Below are 13,474 nucleotides of genomic sequence, written 5' to 3'. Positions count from 1 at the left end.
CGCGCCGGCTCTTGCCGGACGGACGAACGGTACCTCTTCGCGTACGACAATAAACCGGATGCCGCAGGCTACTTGACAAAGCGGGAGCGGAGGGTACAGGCGTTCGGTCAGCGCATCGGCGCCCCCGAACGCACGGGTGCCACCGCACCCATCGGCGCCCCCGACCGCAGCGGCGCCACCAGCCGGTCGCCGAAGGCGGCCCACGGCCGCCAGCCGCCACCGGGCCGGTCCTGGACGCGGGTGCGCACCCGGCCGTCCTCGGCCACCGCGAAGACGTGCAGCCGCCCGGTGGAGTCGGCCGCGGCCGAGGGCGGCGCCGCGAGCACCAGGCCGGGCTCGCCGAAGTCCTCGCCGAGCACGTCCGTCGGTGCCCAGGCTCCGGCGGGCGCCGACTGCCAGCGGTGGGCGAGGCGTTCGCCGCCCGGGGAGAGGGTGAAGGCCTCCAGTCGGCCGTCCGAGCCGGCGATCACCGGCGGCGCGGCGGTGGACCAGCCGAGCAGCGGCTGCCAGGCGTCCCAGCCCCCGCTGGGCACCGACTGGCGGCGGTGGAAGGCGGCCGTGCCGGACGGGGCGATCGCGGTGACGTTCAGCCGCCCGGTGCCGTCGCGGGCCACCCTGGGCGCGGCCCCGGCGGGCGTCCCGAAGGGCTCCCAGGCGGACCAGGTGCCGCCGGGCGAGGTCTGCCAGCGGTGCAGCAGCGCGGCGCCGCCGGGCGCGAGCGCGAACACCTCCAGCCGGCCGTCGGCGTTGGCGGCGACGGCCGGCGGCGCGCCCGCCGGGCCGCCGAAGCCCGGGTCCCAGTCGTCCCAGCCGGTCGAGCCGGGCGAGGACTGGCGGCGGCGGGCGATCAGGGCGCCGCCGGGGGCGAGCGCGAAGACCTCCAGCCGGTCGTCGGCGTTCCGGGCGACGGCGGGGGCGGCGCCGGCCGGGCCGCCGAAGGCCTCCCAGTCCGACCAGCCGCCGTCGCTCCGCTGGACGCGGTGGTGCAGGGCGGCGCCGTCGGGGGCGAGCGAGAACACCTCCAGCCGGCCGTCGGCGTTGCGGCCCAGGACGGGCACCGCGCCGGCGGGTGTCCCGAACACCTCCCAGTCCGACCAGGTGTCGGTGTCCGGGCCGGTCTGGACCCGGCGCAGCACCGACCGGTCGGCGGCGTCGAGGGCGAACACGGTCAGCCGGCCGTGGACGTCCGGGGCGGCGACGGGGTTGTCCGGGCTCTGCCAGGGCGGCGGGGTGGACCGCCAGTCCAGCGGGGCCAGGTAGAGGCCGCGCCGGAACCAGCCGGCGGTGCTGGCCCACCACTGCCGCCCGTCGGTGACCACCTCCACCGCGTGGCCGGGCACATGGCCGGCGTAGCCGTCGAGGGAGAAGCGGAACGGGTCCTGGGAGGCGAGGACGTCGGTGCCCTCATAGCCGTTCCGCGGTCCGATGAACAGGTAGTACCAGCCGTCCCGGGCCACCACGAAGGGCGACTCGGTGACCGAGACGCCGTCCGCGGCGGTGGCCGAGTCGGCGAAGGCCACGCCGGGCTCGCCCCAGGTCAGCAGGTCGGCGGAGCGCCGGTAGCAGACCTGGTGGCGGCCGCCGGGGCCGGACAGCTCGGTGTAGTACATCACCCACTCGGCGCCGATCCGCAGCACCATCGGGTCGCGCGCGGCGGTCCCGCGGAACAGCGGACCGGACGGCAGCCTCGTCCAGGTGGACAGGTCGGTGGAGGTGGCGGCGTTGACCGCCGCCCCGGCGCGTCCGCCCGCCGCGTAGAACATCCAGTGCACGCCGCCCGACTCGACGACGTGCGGGGCCCACAGGTGCTCCTCGCCGAAGTACGAGGCGTCGACGGTCAGCGCGTCCGGGTGGCTCCGCCACGGCCCGGACGGGGAGGGCGCCGAGGCGTGCGCGAGCGAGACCTCGGCCGCGCTGTCGGGCGCCTGCCCGGGCGGCGCGCTGTCGCCGACGATGCTGAACAGGTGCCAGCGCCCGTCGGCCTGGACCAGGGTGTGGTCGTTGAGGTAGCGGCGGCGCGCGGTGGACGGGTCGTAGACGTGGTCGAACGGGCCGGCGCCGACCCAGGCGGCGCCGACGGAGGCGCCGGTCGGGACGGCGTAGGCCGCCGGGGCGGTACGGCCCGCGAGCGGGAGCACGAGGGCTCCCGCTCCGGCCGCCCGCAGCAGGCCGCGCCTGCTGATCGGGTGCATCACTGCGCTCCAGAGGGTTTCCGGCGGGGCTTCCGGCGTCGTCAGCCGGCGGGGGGTCCGGGTGTGGCCAGTCGGCGGCGGGTCCGGGTGTGGTCAGCCGGCGGCGGGTCCGGGTGTGGTCAGCCGGCGGCGGGTCCGTGGGTGGTGTTCAGCCAGGCCCACTCGGACCAGGTGGAGAAGCCGGTCTGCCACTTGTGGTGCACGCCGTCGGTGTTGGCGCCGAAGACCTCGATCCGGCCATCGGCGTTGTTCGCCGAGCCGATCTCGGTGCCGCCGGTGCCGAAGGCGTCCCACTGGCCGTACGGGGCGTTCAGGCCGGTCTGCCAGATGTGCTGCGCCGTACTGCCGTTGATGGCGAACACCTCCACCCGGCCGTCCGGCGAACGCCCGCTGGTCAGCTGCGCGTCGGCGGGACCGCCGGTGGCCTCCCAGCCGGACCAACTGGTCGGGTCCGTCTGGTACTTGTGGTAGACGCCGGCCGGACCGGAGGCGAAGACCTCGAGCCGGCCGTCCTGGTTGTGGCTGACGGTGAGGTCGTGGCCGCCGGTGCCGAAGGTGGAGTCCCAGGCGGACCAGCCGCCGTTGACGGCGGTCTGCCACTGGTGCTGGAAGACGCTGCCGTTGAGGGCGAAGACCTCCAGCCGCCCGTCGGGGGCCTTGCCGAGTTCGATCTCGCTGTCGGCGGGGCCGCCGCCGGTACCCTCCCAGCCGGACCAGCCGCTGTTGGGCGCCGTCTGGTACCGGTGGAAGACGCCGACCGGTCCCGAGGCGAAGACTTCGAGCCGCCCGTCCTGGTTGGAGCCGACGGCGAGGTCGTGGCCGCCGGTGCCGAAGTCCTCCCACCCGGACCAGGCGCCGGACGGCTGGAGCTGGTAACGGTGCTGGAGGGTGGTGCCGTTGAGGGCGAACACCTCCAGCCGACCGTCCGCGTTCAGGCCGATGGCGAGTTCGGCGCCGCCCGGGCCGCCGAGGTCCTCCCACTCCGACCAGCCGCCGTTGATCGCGGTCTGCCAGGCGTGCGAGACGCCGTTCTTCCCGGCCGCGAAGACTTCGAGGCGTCCGTCGGCGGACCGGGCCGAGACCACCCGGCCGGACTCCGCCGGGTACTCCAGCGGTGCGGGGCCGGGCTCGTGGTGGCCGAGCCGGTCGACGGCGGCCTGGGCCTCCTCCAGGTGCCGCACGTGGGCGCGCGCGCTGTAGGTCGACCACTGGTGCCAGTCGAGGCCGCCGTTGGAGATCCGGTAGGCCGCGTCGGCGTTGCACTGGGCGTCGTAGGCGCAGGCGTCGGAGACCTCCTTGTGCCAGTGGTCGTTGATCTCCCACAGGCCGCGGTCGATGGAGTAGTCCGGCTGGTTGCCCTGGCGGTTGGAGGCCAGCGGGTTGCAGCTGGACTCGGCGAGGCCGACGGCGATCGCGGTCACCAGGGCCTCGCCCCGGAAGCCCGCCTGGTAGGCGACCTCGGCGCACAGGTCGCTGCCGGTGGCGGCCGGGGCAGAGGGCGCGGCGACCGTCAGGCCCGCCGTGACGCCCAGGGCGGCGATCGCGGACAGCAGGGCGCGGTGGGGCGCCCGGCGGGCGTGCTGCGGTCCGGTCACGGGGTGGCTCCTCGACTGGCGGCGGGCCCGGGAGTGGTGTTCAGCCAGGCCCACTCGGACCAGGTGGAGAAGCCGGTCTGCCAACGGTGGTGCACGCCGTCGGTGTTGGCGCCGAACACCTCGATCCGGCCGTCGGCGTTGGCGGCGGCGCCGATCTCGGTGCCGCCGGTGCCGAAGGTCTCCCACTGGCCGTACGGGGCGTTGAGGCCGGTCTGCCAGATGTGCTGCGCGGTGCTGCCGTTGATGGCGAAGGCCTCGACCCGGCCGTCCGCGGTCAGTTCGCTGGTGAGCCGGGAGTCGGCGGGGCCGCCGGTGGCTTCCCAACCGGACCAACTGGTGGGGTTCGTCTGGTACTTGTGGTAGACGCCGACCGGCCCCGAGGCGAAGACCTCCAGGCGGCCGTCCCGGTTGTGGCTGACGGTGAGGTCGTGTCCCCCGCCGCCGAAGGTCGCGTCCCAGGCGGACCAGCCGCCGTTGACGTCCGTCTGCCACTGGTGCTGGAAGGTGTCGCCGTTGAGGGCGAAGACTTCGAGGCGGCCGTCGGGGGCCTTCCCGAGCTCGATCTCACTGTTGGCCGGGCCTCCGCCGGTGCCCTCCCAACCGGACCAGCCGCCGTTGGGCGCGGTCTGGTAGCGGTGGAAGACGGCGGCCGGTCCCGAGGCGAAGACTTCGAGCCGCCCGTCCTGGTTGGAGCCGACGGCGAGGTCGTGGCCGCCGCCGCCGAAGTCCTCCCAGCCGGACCAGGCGCCGGACGGTTGGAGCTGGTAACGGTGCTGGAGGGTGGTGCCGTTGAGGGCGAACACCTCCAGCCGGCCGTCCGCGTTCGGACCGATGGCGAGTTCGGCGCCGCCCGGGCCGCCGAGGCTCTCCCACTCCGACCAGGCCCCGTTGACCACGGTCTGCCAGGCGTGCGAGACACCGCTCGCCCCGGCGGCGAAGACCTCCAGGCGCCCGTCCGCGGACCGGGCCGACACCACCCGGCCGGACTCGGCCGGATACACCAGCGGCGCGGGCCGGGGACCGCTCCCGGGGACGCAGGGCACGGTGACGCCGCGCTCCGTGAGGTACGGCTCCGGGTCGGTGCGCTGGGACGCGTTCGGGTCGGCCCAGACCCGCAGGTGCAGGTGCGGGCCCGTGGAGTTGCCCTCGCTGCCCATCAGCGCGATCTGCTGGCCGGCCCTCACGTCGTCGCCCTCGAACACGTCCCGCCGCTGCATGTGCCCGTACTCGGTGATGGTCCCGTCCGGGTGCAGGATGCGGATCCACTGGCCGTAGTCGGACACCGGGCCGGAGATGACGACCTTGCCGTCGCCGACCGCGTAGATCGGGGTGCCGCGGTTGTTGGCGATGTCGATGCCGTTGTGCTCCGCGGTGTAGTGCTGGGTGATGGCGCCGTCGGTCGGGCAGGCCGCCGCGAACCCGGCGGCAACAGCGGGAGCAGCGGTAGCGGCGGGAACGGCGACAGCGGGAGCGGCCGGGACGGCGACCGGCAGCAGCAGGGCCACCACGGCCAGGGCCCGCCGCGAGGTGCGGGAGATCATCGGTGCGGCCCCCTCACGCCTTGCGGAGGCGGCCGATGATGCCGTCGATGTCGCGCCGCATCATGTCGGGCCGGATGAAGTGGCCGCCCGACTCCTCGTGGGCCTCGTACGGGATGCCGGCACCGTCGAGCAGGGCGCGGAACTCCCGCTGCCCGGCCAGCACCGCGGTCTCGTTGAAGGTGTCGAAGGGGTTGGTCGGGTCGGGGCTGGTGCCGGCGACCAGGAAGATCCGCTTGTTGCGGTAGCTCTCCAGGCGCTCGACCGGGTTGTCGGCGGTCACCCTGGCCTGGTCCCACAGCGGCGCGCCGTAGATGGTGCCGCCGGCCAGGTCCTTGACGGCGGCGGAGACGTTGGCCCAGTGGACGACCGCGCCGTTGTCGCGGCGCAGGCTGGCCGGGCCGGAGTGGGCGCTGACCGAGGCGAAGTGGCCCCAGTACTTGGCCGCGTACTTCAGGGCGCCGAAGCCGCCCATGGAGAAGCCGGAGACGGCGCGGCCCTCGGGCTCGGCGAAGGTGCGGAAGTTGGCGTCGACCCACGGGATCAGCTGGTTGATGTGGAAGGACTCCCAGTTGCGGGGGCCGACGTTGGTGCTGACCGGGTTGGAGTACCAGCCGGCCTGCCCGCCGTCGGGCATCACCACGATCAGGGGCTTGCCGATGGTCCAGTCGCGGACGCCCTGGCGGTCGAACTCGATGAAGTCCTGGAGGCCGCCGTGCAGGAGGTAGAGGACGGGGTAGGTGCGCCCGCTGGTGTGGTAGTCGTCGGGGAGCAGCACGTTGACGGCCGGGTCCCAGCCGATCTCGGCGGTGTGGAAGCGGTAGTACCACATCCGGGCGTCGGCCTCACCGCGGTCGGTGATGTGCAGGCCGAAGCCGTCGTCGGCGGCGTGGGCGGTCGAGGCCGTCGCGAGGACGCTCGCGCCGCCGAGCGCCAGCGCGGCGCCGAGCCCGCCGGCGGACTTGAGGATGCTCCTGCGGGTGGGGTGGTTCGCGGTCACCGTGACCTCCTGAGGGCGCGTGTCGGCGGCCGGTCCGCGACCGCCGGATGTCCGTCGTTCGGACGGTTCGGACGGTAGCCACCCGCCGAGGGGCGCGGAATCCGGAACCATACGGACTGACAGCGGCGGGGCCGGGCGCGGAGACTGGTGCGTTCCCGGAGCGTCGGGTCGTCGGCCCGCGGACAGGTGCCGATTCGGCCGCGCGTCCCTGTCCGACGGTGCGCTCTTGTCCGGCGGTGCCGCCGCCACCAGACTGGTGACCGGACGCGGACAGGAGGGGTGCTGTGGCCAGGATCAGGATGCCCGACCGGGTCTTTCTCGCCTTGGAGTCCGCCACCACTCCCCAGCACGTGGCGCTCCTGGCCACCTTCGGGCCGCCCGCCGGTGCCGAACCCGGGCCGTACGTACAGCGCCTGTTCGAGCGGCTCGTCGCCGCGCCCGTCGCGGCCCCCTTCACCTTCCGGCCGCGCCACGCACGCTGGGGGGCCTTCGACGGCACCTGGGAGGAGCTCGCCGGGCAGGACGTCGACCGGTCGTACCACCTGCGCCGCTCCGCGCTGCCCGCGCCCGGCGGCGAGCGCGAACTGACCGACCTCGTCTCCCGGTTGCACGCCCGGCCGCTCGACACCACGCGGCCGCTGTGGGAGTGCCATCTGATCGAGGGCCTGGCGGACGGCCGGTTCGCCCTGTACGTCAAGGTGCACCACGCGCTCACGGACGGGCTCGGCGTCCAACAGCGCCTGCGGCGCATGCTGAGCACCGATCCGCGGGACGAGGGGCTGCGCCCGCTGTGGAGCATCGCCGCCCCCGCCGACCACAGCACCGGGGCGGAAGGACCGACGGCCCGCGGGCTCGCGGCCACCGCGCTGGGCCTCGGCCGGGCCGCCAGGACCATGGCTCGGGGCGTGCGGGCCAGGGCCGACCGCACCCGCGCGGTGCCGTTCCTGGTCCCGCGCTCCCCGCTGAACGCCGCCGTCGGGCGGCAGCGCCAAGTGATCACCCGCAGCTACGAGTTCGACCGGTTCCGGGCGGTGGCGAAGGACGCCGGAACGACCGTCAACGACGTCCTGCTGGCGGTGTGCGGGGGCGCCCTCCGGCAGTGCCTGGCCGCGGCCGGGGCGCTTCCGGCGCGGTCCCTGACCGCTGGCACCCCCGTCTCGACGAGGGAGGCGGGCGACGCGTCCACCGCCAACTCCTTCGCCATGACGGTCATGAGCCTCGGCACCGACGTGGCCGACCCGCTGGAGCGGCTGCGCGCCGTGGCCCGGTCCAGCGCGCTGGCCAAACGGGAGCTGGGCGAGCTGCCGAAGGGCTCCACCGGGCTCTACGGGGCCCTGTTCACCTGGCCGTTCGTCGCGCAGAACGTGCTGGGCCTGGGTGGCGCGACCCGCCCCCCGTACAACGTCGTGGTGTCGAACATCCCCGGCTCCGCGCAGCGGATGTACTTCGCCGGCTGCCCGTTGGCGACGGTCCACCCGCTGGGCAGCGTCTGCCACGGGGTCGGCCTGTTCATCGCGGCCCGCTCGGCGGGCGGCCGGTTGAACCTGGGCCTGGTGGGGGACCGTTCCCTGCTCGCCCCGCTGGACGGGCTGGGGGACGCGCTGGGCGACCAACTCGGCCTCCTGGAGGACGCGTTGGAAAGAACGTAGGTCAGCGCAGCAGCCCGTCGGCCCGCAGCCGGTCGAAGATGATCCGGTCCACGGGGGACGTCCGGTGCCGGTCGGCGTGGGTGAGCCACACCAGCTCGGCGATCTCACTGGCCGGCGCGAGCACCCCCTCGTACGCGGCGGTGTAGCAGGTCATGCGGACGACCACGCCCTGGCCGTGCCCGTGGGCCTGGGCCTCGAAGACGCCCAGCAGGGCGGCCGAGTCCCGTACGACGGCGACGGACAGCTCCTCCTCGATCTCCCGGCACAGCGTGTCGAGGTCGCTCTCCCCCGGCTCGCGCTTCCCCCCGGGCAGGTAGTAGGCGTCCTTGCCGTGGGAACGCGTGCTCAGCACCAGGCCGTTCTCCAGGTGGATCCACGCCACCTTGTCGATGAGCGCCGCCATGGACCAGTCCTCCTGTTGCTCCGACCGGTTGCTCCGGCCGGTCCCCGAGGATACCGCCCCCACCGGCCCTCAGCCGTCCAGCAGTTGCTCCGTGCAGGTGGTGACGACCTGCCGCACGGCGTGGGTCAGGTCGGCCGCCAGCGCTTCGTCCAGCGTGAGCCAACGGGGCGCCTCGCCCTCCTCGTTGACGGTGACGCGGCCCCCGTCCGGCACCGTCAGCAGGTACACGTGCCAGACGTGGGCGTCGGATCCGCGTCGGCAGGAGTCGCCCGGGATCGGGAACGTGGCGACGAACCGGAGCCGGCCGCCGGCGGTCAGGCCGACCTCCTCGCGCAGTTCGCGGGCCGCGGCGTCGGCCGGGTCCTCGTCCCGGTCGACATGGCCGGCCGGGACCGTCAACGCGTAGGGGAACGCGACGCGTTGGAAGAGCAGGAACCTGTCCGCCGGATCGCGGACGAAGACCGCCGCGGTCTCGTGCCAGTACTCGCCGTCCTCGGCGGACCACCAGGAGATGCCGGGGTCGATGACGATGGCCCGGGCGCTGCGCCCACCGCAGTCGCCGCAGCGGACCTCCCGCCTGCCCCCGGCCGTGGTCCAGGTGACGGGGCCGCCCCGGCAGAGCACGCAGTACTCCGCGTAGGTGTCCGGGGCCGGGCGTAGCGTCTCGATGTTCATCCTGGCCTTCCGCGCCGGTGGACGCCCACGGACGCCCACGGACGCCGGTGGACGGGGTGCGCCGCCCCGGTCAGGGCAGCAGGTCGGGCAGCTGCCGTACGTCGTCGAGGACGTGCTCGGCACCGGCCCGTTCGAAGTCCTCGCGCGTGTGGAAGCCGGTGGCGACGCCGACGAAGCGCAGCCCGGCCCCGGTGGCCGCCGCGAGGTCGATGAGGGCGTCGCCCACGTACCAGACGTCGTCCACGCCGACCCCCCTTCCGCTCAGCGTCGCCAGCGCGGCGTCGAACACCCGGGGGTCCGGCTTGTGGTGGGGGCTGTCGTCCGCTCCCTGGAGCAGGACGAGCCGGTCCGTCCGCACGCCGATCCGTTCGACGTCCCGGAGGGCCGAGAGGCGGTTGGTGGACGTGACGACGCCGACGCCGACGCTCCGGCGCCAGAGCTCGTGGACGACTTCGACAGCGCCGGGGAGGGGCCGTTTGAGGAACTCCTCCTCCAGCGAGAGGTTCGCCTCGCGCATCCGTTCCAGGGTGTCGCTGTCGCGGTAGAGGGCGCGGATCATCGCGTCGAAGGGCTTGCCCCAGTGCAGCGCCAGCTCGGCGTCCGTCAGGTCGATCCCGTAGAACCGCCGGGCGACCGCCTTGTGGTGGGCCCACTTGACCTCTGCGGTCACCACCAGGGTGTCGTCCAGGTCGAAGAGGACGACGCGGGGCCCGCGGCCCGCACGCGTTCCGGACGTCATGACGTGAGATCCCTTCCGCCGGGTCCTCCGTACGGTACCGTCGCCCGGTCCCCCGCCGCCTCCGCCTGCCCGCCGCGTGACCGGGGTCGGGCGGGACCGCGCGGCGCGGGCAGGGAGACCACCAGGAGCAGCGCGACGCCGACCACCGTGAAGGCCAGCGCGGCCAGCCCGGCGCCCGCCCATCCGGCACCGTCCACGGCCAGGCTGAAGGCCGGCGGCCCGACCAGCGTGCCGAGGCTGCCGAGCTGGGCGACCAGCCCGTTGGTGACGTCGGCGCGCCGGGGACTGCCGGCGATCCGCGGCACCGCGGCGAACATCGCGGAGATCATCACCCCGTCGACCACCAGGCCGACGCAGGCCAGGACCATCACGGCCACCATGGGGAGGCGCAGCGCGAAGACCAGGAGCGCCGAGACGGGCAGCAGGGCCAGCACCGGAGTCATCGCGAGCAGCCCGACGCCCCGGCGCAGCAGCAGCCCGCTGAGCGCGCTGCCGAGCACGCTGCCGAGGGAGACCACGGCGGCGACGACGCCGGCGGTGGCCGTGGACGCGCCGCGTTCCTCCGTCAGGAACGTGGGCAGCAGCACGACGATCGCGACCCCGGCCAGGCAGACGCAGGCGAAGCTCAGCGCGAAGAGCACCGGGGGGATCCAGCCGGTCCGCGGGGGCGGCGCTCCGGTGTCCCCGGCGGCCGGGTCCGCCGTCGGCGCGCGGGCGGCGGCGGGGCGGGTGGCGCCGACCGCGACCGCCAGCACGAGCGGGAGGAGCGCGGTCGCGCCCATCCAGCCGCGCCAGCCGATCGCGCCGCTGACCGCTCCCCCCAGGGCGGTGGCCAGGGCGAGTCCGGTGGGGACGCAGGTGCCCCACAGCGCCAGCGCCGTGGCCTGCGCCCGCCCCTCGGCCAGCCGGGTCAGCATGATCGGCCCGCCGACGAAGACCAGGAGGTAGCCGAAGCCCTGCGCGGTGCGCGCCGCCAGCAGCGGCGACCAGCTGCCCGCGAAGGCCGTCGCCGCCACGGACAGGGTGGTGAGGAGGAGCCCGCCGGCCAGCGCCTTCCGGGCGTCGAGCCGGCTGATCCACCACCCGGCGGGGACGCCGAGGACGGCGCTCACCGCGGTGATGCTGGAGGTCGCCCAGGCGAACTGGCCGAGGGAGAGGTGCAGGTCCCCGCGGATCTCGGACCCGAGCGGGGAGAGCGCGCCCAGCCCGAAGGCGGCGAAGACCCCGGAGAGCCAGGTGGTCACGACGGCCGGCCACGGTGACCCGGTGCTCTCGCGGCGCGCGACACCGTTCTTGCGCATGGTTCGCTCTCCAGGGAAGTGGACGGGCTGACGGGCGGGCCGGCACCGGCCGGTCGTGTGATGAGAGGGGAGGAGGAGTCGGCACCCTCCCATCACACGACGCGTCAGTGCTGCGGGCCGTAGGCCGTCAGCAGTTCGACGTCACCGGTCACGTACGTCGTGTCGGTGATGACGGTCTGGTCGGACGGGCCGCGGCTGCACATGCACATGTGCCGGCCGCTCGACTCCACGCGGACGGCGCGGGCCCCGCCGGAGGCCATGATCTCCTCGGCGATGTCCTTCACCAGGTGCTCCTGGATCTGGAACCGCTTGCTGAAGGCCTGGACCAGGCGCGGGAACTTGCCGAGCCCCAGGATCCGGTTCCCGGGGACGTAGGTGATGTCGACCTTGCCGTAGAAGGGCAGGAAGTGGTGGGCGCAGATCGAGTAGTAGTTGATGTCGTGCACCCGGACGACGCCCTGGTGGTCGCCCTCGACCAGGACGGTCGTCTTGAGGATCTTGGAGGTGTCGGTCTCGTAGCCGCTCAGCAGCTCCCGGTACGCGCGGACGATGCGGGGCTCGCACTCGGGCTCGGTGTACCAGTCCAGGGCCCGCTTGTCCGTGGTGACGTTGTCCCGTAGCCACTCGGCGATCGTCATGTGGTCTCCGTTCTCGGTCCGTCCGGCGGACTCCGCCGCCGGCCTCGCCGGGGCTCCGGCGAAGTCTTCTGGTGGGGTGGGAGGTTGAAGACCGTCGGCGGTGCTCAGCGCGGCGGCTCCCCGGGTGCCAGGCGTGCGTCGGCGTAGGCGTCGAGGGAGGCCGTCTCCGCGTACTCGTGGGCCCGGCGTCCCAGCGCGTGGAGTTCGGCGTGGTCGACGCCGAGGTGCCGGACGTTCTCCGGCGCCGCCCAGCCGATCCCCTCCAGCCAGTCGTCCAGGGGGCGGGCGTACCGGTCGAGTCCGGCGGTGCTCCGGCCCAGGTCGGCCAGCGAGAGTCCGGCGGCGCTCCCCCGCCGTCGCACCTCCGTCCACCAGTCCGCCCGGAACCGCCGGTGCTCGCCGGGCGTGAAGGCGCGCACGCCGCCGTCGTAGACGGCGCACTTCTCGAAGAGGCTGTCCCGGCGGCCCAGCCGGTGCAGTTCGAAGTCCGGGGTCGACCAGCGGGGGGACCGCAGGAAGTCGAAGGGCAGTTGGGGGAAGGACTGCCCGAGCCGGGTGCGGTCGGGCAGCTCGAACAGTGCCTCCAGGGCCACGATGACGGCGCTGAACCGCTCGCCCCGGTGGGCCAGTTCGGCGAAGTAGTCCCGCAGGCGCCGCACGCCCTGCCGGGATCCGACGGTCAGCACCAGGTAGCCGGCGATCTCCGCGCCGCGGCCGTGCGCCGCCTGCCGGGCGGCCCGGAGCACCTTCTCCACCGTCGCCCCGGTGCCGATGATGTCCCCGAGCACCAGCAGCTGCCGCCCGGCGAACTCCCAGCGCTCGTACGAGATGTCGAGCGGGTGGGCGGCCCCCCGGTCGGTGCCGACGAAGCTCACCGCCTCGGGGGAGCCGAAGCGGTGCGACAGCGCGCTGTCGACGCCGAAACTGAGGCCCCCGCGCAGGATGGTGACGACCGTCGTCGCCTCGGTCGCCAGGGCTCCGGCCACCGCCGGATCGGCCTCCGCCACCAGGTCGAGCGCGGTCGACACCGCGGTGCCGAGCAGCGAACGGTACCGGTGGCCCGAGACGGCCGGGTCGGTGAGGAGGGTGCGCGAGGCCGCGGTCGAGCAGACGAGGACCCGGGTCGGGGAGCCGGCGGGGTCCAGGCCGTAGCAGGCCGCGTCGTCGCTGTGCAGGAGGTACTTCACCGGATGATCCACCAACTCCACGGGTAGGGTCACGGTTTGAGCGCGGGCCGCCTCGGCGTTCGCCCGGTGCGTTCGGCCAGCACCCGCTCCACCTGGTACGAGGACTCGACGCCGTCGACCGTCTTCAGCGCGTCCGGTGCGGGTGCCGGGTTGTGCACGGAGGCGATCAGCACCGTGCCGGACAGCGGCAGCACCTCCGGCACCTGGTGCGGCGCTTCGACGAGGACCGACTTGAGTCCGACGGCGCCGAAGAGCGCGCTCCAGTCCAGGGCCGTCCCACGACTGGGCAGCCCGCCGCCGGACTCGTACAGGTGGTTGTCGATGACGGCCAGTGTGTAGTTGCCGAGCCTCGGCAACTGGTCGCCCAGTGCGGTGAGTACGGACAGGTTCATCAGGAAACCGCCGTCGGTGTCGATGCCGACCACGGACAGCGGGGCCGCCGCCATGGCCATTCCCAGGGAGATCGCGGTGACGTCGCCCATGGTGTCGGTGAAGAGGGTGTCGGCGGGACGGAGCGCGTACATCACCTCGCTCGTCCGACCGAGCGGCGCGACCGA

Annotated in this window: 12 protein-coding genes; 1 reads left to right on the top strand and 11 read right to left on the bottom strand. The window is 74.2% G+C overall.

The window, feature by feature from the left end; genetic code table 11:
- Positions 1 to 107: 107 nt before the first annotated feature.
- The 4 genes from ACFCY1_RS33715 to ACFCY1_RS33700 all read right to left on the bottom strand — a co-directional run bounded on the left by ACFCY1_RS33715 (position 108) and on the right by ACFCY1_RS33700 (position 6,325).
- On the bottom strand, positions 108 to 2,192 hold the full coding sequence (locus tag ACFCY1_RS33715; protein ID WP_375877049.1) for a family 43 glycosylhydrolase: 2,085 nt from the start codon (positions 2,190 to 2,192) through the stop codon (positions 108 to 110).
- Between the two features lie 119 nt (positions 2,193 to 2,311).
- The gene (locus tag ACFCY1_RS33710) at positions 2,312 to 3,787 is read right to left on the bottom strand and encodes a hypothetical protein (RefSeq protein WP_375877048.1); all 1,476 of its coding nucleotides are present in this window, start codon (positions 3,785 to 3,787) and stop codon (positions 2,312 to 2,314) included.
- Complete coding sequence (locus ACFCY1_RS33705) at positions 3,784 to 5,328, bottom strand: peptidoglycan DD-metalloendopeptidase family protein (RefSeq protein WP_375877047.1); 1,545 nt, start codon at positions 5,326 to 5,328, stop codon at positions 3,784 to 3,786. Before ACFCY1_RS33705 ends, ACFCY1_RS33710 begins: the two co-directional genes overlap by 4 nt.
- Positions 5,329 to 5,341: 13 nt before the next feature.
- Positions 5,342 to 6,325, bottom strand: a complete 984-nt coding sequence (locus ACFCY1_RS33700; protein ID WP_049655836.1) for an alpha/beta hydrolase family protein — start codon at positions 6,323 to 6,325, stop codon at positions 5,342 to 5,344.
- A gap of 284 nt (positions 6,326 to 6,609) precedes the next feature.
- Here ACFCY1_RS33700 and ACFCY1_RS33695 point away from each other — a divergent pair, with 284 nt between their 5' ends.
- Positions 6,610 to 7,974: a wax ester/triacylglycerol synthase family O-acyltransferase gene (locus tag ACFCY1_RS33695; RefSeq protein WP_375877046.1), complete on the top strand. Its 1,365-nt coding sequence runs from the start codon at positions 6,610 to 6,612 to the stop codon at positions 7,972 to 7,974.
- A 1-nt stretch (position 7,975) separates the two neighbouring features.
- On the opposite strand, the gene ACFCY1_RS33690 is transcribed toward ACFCY1_RS33695, so the two are convergent.
- The 7 genes from ACFCY1_RS33690 to ACFCY1_RS33660 form a co-directional block, all read right to left on the bottom strand.
- Positions 7,976 to 8,377: an NUDIX domain-containing protein gene (locus ACFCY1_RS33690; RefSeq protein ID WP_117486925.1), complete on the bottom strand. Its 402-nt coding sequence runs from the start codon at positions 8,375 to 8,377 to the stop codon at positions 7,976 to 7,978.
- Between the two features lie 69 nt (positions 8,378 to 8,446).
- The gene (locus ACFCY1_RS33685; protein WP_375877045.1) at positions 8,447 to 9,052 is read right to left on the bottom strand and encodes an NUDIX hydrolase; all 606 of its coding nucleotides are present in this window, start codon (positions 9,050 to 9,052) and stop codon (positions 8,447 to 8,449) included.
- A 70-nt stretch (positions 9,053 to 9,122) separates the two neighbouring features.
- A complete protein-coding gene (locus tag ACFCY1_RS33680; protein ID WP_049655842.1) occupies positions 9,123 to 9,791 on the bottom strand; it encodes an HAD family hydrolase in 669 nt (222 codons plus the stop codon).
- On the bottom strand, positions 9,788 to 11,092 hold the full coding sequence (locus ACFCY1_RS33675) for an MFS transporter (RefSeq protein ID WP_375877044.1): 1,305 nt from the start codon (positions 11,090 to 11,092) through the stop codon (positions 9,788 to 9,790). The genes ACFCY1_RS33680 and ACFCY1_RS33675 overlap by 4 nt, the downstream gene beginning before the upstream one ends.
- A gap of 104 nt (positions 11,093 to 11,196) precedes the next feature.
- Positions 11,197 to 11,730, bottom strand: a complete 534-nt coding sequence (gene folE / locus ACFCY1_RS33670) for a GTP cyclohydrolase I (RefSeq protein WP_049650735.1) — start codon at positions 11,728 to 11,730, stop codon at positions 11,197 to 11,199.
- 104 nt (positions 11,731 to 11,834) lie between these two features.
- Positions 11,835 to 12,917, bottom strand: a complete 1,083-nt coding sequence (locus ACFCY1_RS33665) for a phosphoribosyltransferase (protein WP_375877043.1) — start codon at positions 12,915 to 12,917, stop codon at positions 11,835 to 11,837.
- A 29-nt stretch (positions 12,918 to 12,946) separates the two neighbouring features.
- A complete protein-coding gene (locus ACFCY1_RS33660; protein ID WP_375877042.1) occupies positions 12,947 to 13,441 on the bottom strand; it encodes a thiamine pyrophosphate-dependent enzyme in 495 nt (164 codons plus the stop codon).
- Between the last annotated feature and the right edge of the window lie 33 nt (positions 13,442 to 13,474).

This window comes from Kitasatospora sp. NPDC056273, from assembly GCF_042268845.1.
Taxonomy (GTDB): Bacteria; Actinomycetota; Actinomycetes; order Streptomycetales; family Streptomycetaceae; genus Kitasatospora.
This window is presented reverse-complemented; position numbering and strand designations above follow the sequence as displayed.